Genomic DNA, 3,853 nt, shown 5'->3' with positions numbered 1-3,853 from the left:
GTGGCCACCCCCCCCCCCCCACCCCGACCCCCCCCCCCCCCCCGCCCAAAACCCCCACGGCCGACCCCCCGGCCCCCGCCACCCAAAACCACCCCGCCCGGGCCCCCCGCGCCCCCCCGCGCCGCCCGCTGGCCCGGCCTTTTGCACGCTCTTGACATTGACATGCTCATGGTGTGGCAAGGACCCGACAGCGGCGCGGACAGACCGTTCGCCGTCGAATCCCCGCAGGTCGGATCCGGCCTCCAAAGCCCTTCCAAGTCACCTCCAAGTCGCCTCCAAGTCGCTGCCAAGACGGCCCTGGCAAGGTGCTGACGACAGGCAGGAAGATCAACACCGGGCGGGCCCGGACCGTCCCGCCGGGTCGGGCAGGCACGACCGCAGGACGCCCGGCCCCCGGACCACGGTCGCCGCGGCCACGGCGGTCGCGAACCACGCGCCATCACCTGCACCGGCTGACCGGGCGGGAAGTCGAGACGATGAGGAAAGCCGAGTTCGCCGTGCCCCAGACGAGTTGTGAAGACGACACGGTCGCCGTCGTCGGACTGTCCCGCCCGGCGCCCGGACACCGCGACGTCGACCGCGGCCACGACGGCCCGGACGGCGGCGCCGCGTTCTTCCGGGTCCCCGCCGAGCGGGCGGCCGGGCTCGGCCCCGCCGACTGGGCCGTGCTGGAACTCGGCTGGACCGCCCTGGAGGACGCCGGGATCGTCCCCGCCTCGCTGGACGGGGGCCGGACGGGCGTCTTCCTCGCCGCGTCCCCCCGGGGCGGCGCCGCGGAGCACCTCGCCGCCGTCCTGGACCTCCACGGCCCGACGGTCACCCTCGAACCGTCGGCGTCCGCCGCTCGGGACGCCGTCGCCCTCGCCGCGGCGAGCCTGCGCCGCGGGGAGTGCGACCTCGCCCTCGCCGGCGCCGCCGACACGGTGCTCGCGGTGCTCCGACCGCTGCCCGCGGCACACCGCGACGGAGGGCGGATCCACGGCGTCCTCGGCGGCCAGCCGCCCGCAGATGGCACCGGGGGCACGGACGGCACCGAGACCGAGGGCACGGACGCCGCCGGTCTGCTCGCCCTGGTCGGGGCCGTGCCGGTCGAGCCCGCCGAACCCACCACCGCCGCCGAACCCGCGGGGACTCGCCCCGCCGCCCCGCGCCCCCTGACGACCACGTTCACCCCGCTGGTCCTCTCCGCCCGCAGCCCGGCCGGCCTGCGGGCCCAGGGCCGGGCGCTCCAGGAGCGCTTCGGATCCGACCCGAAGCTCCGACTCGCCGATGCGGGCCTCTCCCTGGCCACCACCCGCACCGCCTTCGAGCAGCGCGCCGTCCTGGTCGCCGACAGTCGCGAGCACGCCCTGAAGGGCCTGCGCGCCGTCGCCGAGGACGGGTTCGGCCCGCTGCTGGTCCGCGGCACCGCGGACACCGGAACGGGCGCGGTCTTCGTCTTCCCCGGCCAGGGCACCCAGTGGCCCGGCATGGCACTCGGCCTGCTGGAGTCCTCCGAGGTCTTCCGGGAGCACCTGCAGGCCTGCGCCGACGCACTCGAACCGCACGTCCCCTGGTCCCTGACCGACGTCCTGCGCGGCGCGCCGGGTGCTCCCGCCCCGGTGGCGGTGGACGTCGTCCAGCCCGTCCTGTTCGCCGTGATGGTCTCCCTCGCGGCCCTCTGGCGCGCCTGCGGCGTCGAGCCCGCCGCCGTGGTGGGCGCCAGCCTCGGCGAGATCGCGGCCGCCCACGTGGCCGGTGCGCTCAGCCTGGACGAGGCCGCCGAGGTGGTGGCGCGGTGGAGCCGGGCGCAGGCTGACGCGGCCGGCGAGGGCGACCTGGCCTCGGCCCTGCTGCCGCGCGAGCAGTTGGCGCCGCGGCTGGCCCGGTGGCAGGGCCGGCTCGACATCGCCGGCACCAACGGCCCGCGATCCGCCCTGTTCTCCGGCGACCGGCACGCCGTGGACGAGCTGCTCGCCGAGCTGGCGGCCGAGGGCGTCCGGGCGCGGAAGCTGAGCAACGGCCTCGCCGCGCACCACTCCGGGCTGCGCCTGGACCGCGACCGGCTGCTCGCCGGCCTCGCGCACATCCGCCCGCGCACGTCGGCCGTCCCGTTCTACTCCTCGGCCACCGGCGGGCTGCTGGACACGGCCGCGCTGGACGGCGCGTACTGGATCCGGAACATCACCGGCGAGATCCGGTTCGAGGACGCCACCCGCGCACTGCTGTCCGACGGCCACCGGACCTTCCTGGAGGTCGCCCCGCACCCCGACCTCCTCGGGGGCCTCCAGGAGACGCTGGACGACGCCGGCCTGACGGAGCACGCCGCCGTCATCGGCACCCTCCGCCGCGACCAGGGCGGACCGGACCGGTTCCTGACCTCGCTCGCGGAGCTGCACGTCCGGGGCACGGCCGTGGACTGGGCCGCCGTGCTCGCCGGCACGGACGCGCGACGCGTGCCGCTGCCGACGTACCCGTTCCACGCCGCGAAGCCCGCCTCCGGGCGGTCGGACACCGAACGGCACCGGTGGGTCCGGGAGCTGGTCCGCGCGGAGATCGCGGCGCTGCGCGGCCCCGGAGCGGCGAGCGAGGCCGGCGCGGACCGGTCGTTCCGGGACCTCGGCTTCGACTCGGCCACCGCGGTCGAGCTGCGCAACCGGCTGATGGCGGCGACCGGTCTGCGGCTGCCGCTGACACTGCTCTTCGACCATCCGACGCCCGAGGCCCTCGGCCGGCACCTGCTCGCGGGGCTGGGCGGCGGGGCCGGCTCCGCACCGGAGGAGGCGGAGCCGGCCGAGACGGCGGCGACGGCCGACGCGGAGGAACCGATCGCGATCGTCGCGATGGCGTGCCGCTTCCCCGGCGAGGTCCGCAGCCCCGAGGACCTGTGGCAGGTGGTCGCGGACGGGCGGGACGCCGTGTCGCCGTTCCCCGGGAACCGCGGCTGGGACGTGTCCTCGCTGTACGACCCCGACCCGGCCCGCTCCGGGCGCAGCTACGCCCGCGAGGGCGGCTTCCTGCACGACGCGGACCGCTTCGACGCCGCGTTCTTCGGCATCAGCCCCCGCGAGGCCCTCGCCATGGACCCGCAGCAGCGGCTGCTGCTGGAGACCTCCTGGGAGGCCTTCGAGCGGGCCGGCATCGACCCGGTCTCCGTCCGCGGCTCGCGCACCGGCGTCTACGTCGGCGCGATGACGCAGGACTACGGCGCCCGCATGCACGAGGCGGGCGGCGGCGTCGAGGGCCACGTCCTGACCGGCACGACCGTGAGCGTCCTCTCCGGCCGGCTGTCCTACGTGTTCGGGCTGGAAGGCCCCGCGATCACCGTCGACACGGCGTGCTCGTCCTCGCTGGTCGCCCTGCACCTGGCCGTCCGGGCGCTGCGCGACGGCGAGTGCACGATGGCCGTCGCCGGCGGGGCGGCGGTGATGGCCTCGCCGGGCATGTTCGTCGAGTTCAGCCGCCAGCGCGGGCTGGCCCCGGACGGGCGGTGCAAGGCCTTCGCAGCCGCCGCGGACGGCACCGCGTGGGGCGAGGGCGTCGGCGTCCTGCTGCTGGAGCGGCTCTCGGACGCGCAGCGGGCCGGGCACCGGGTGCTCGCGGTGGTCCGCGGCTCGGCGGTCAACCAGGACGGCGCCTCCAACGGGCTGTCCGCGCCGAACGGCCCCGCACAGCAGCGGGTGATCCGCGCGGCGCTGGCCGACGCCCGGCTCTCGGCCGCGGACGTCGACGCGGTGGAGGCGCACGGGACGGGCACCCGCCTCGGCGACCCGATCGAAGCGCAGGCCCTGCTCGCCACCTACGGGCAGCAGCGGACCGCCGAACAGCCGCTCTGGCTCGGCTCGTTGAAGTCCAACATCGGCCACACCCAGGC

General features: G+C 76.8%; 1 protein-coding gene. It reads left to right on the top strand.

Annotated elements, in window-relative coordinates; genetic code table 11:
* Positions 1-476 precede the first annotated feature (476 nt).
* The coding region (locus ACFVYI_RS42280) for a beta-ketoacyl synthase N-terminal-like domain-containing protein (RefSeq protein ID WP_387895437.1) at positions 477-3,853 on the top strand (3,377 nt) is incomplete at its 3' end.

This window comes from Kitasatospora sp. NPDC058218 (assembly GCF_042882445.1).
Taxonomy (GTDB): Bacteria; Actinomycetota; Actinomycetes; order Streptomycetales; family Streptomycetaceae; genus Kitasatospora.
Note: the sequence above shows the minus strand (reverse complement) of the source record. Positions and strands in the feature narration are given on the sequence as shown.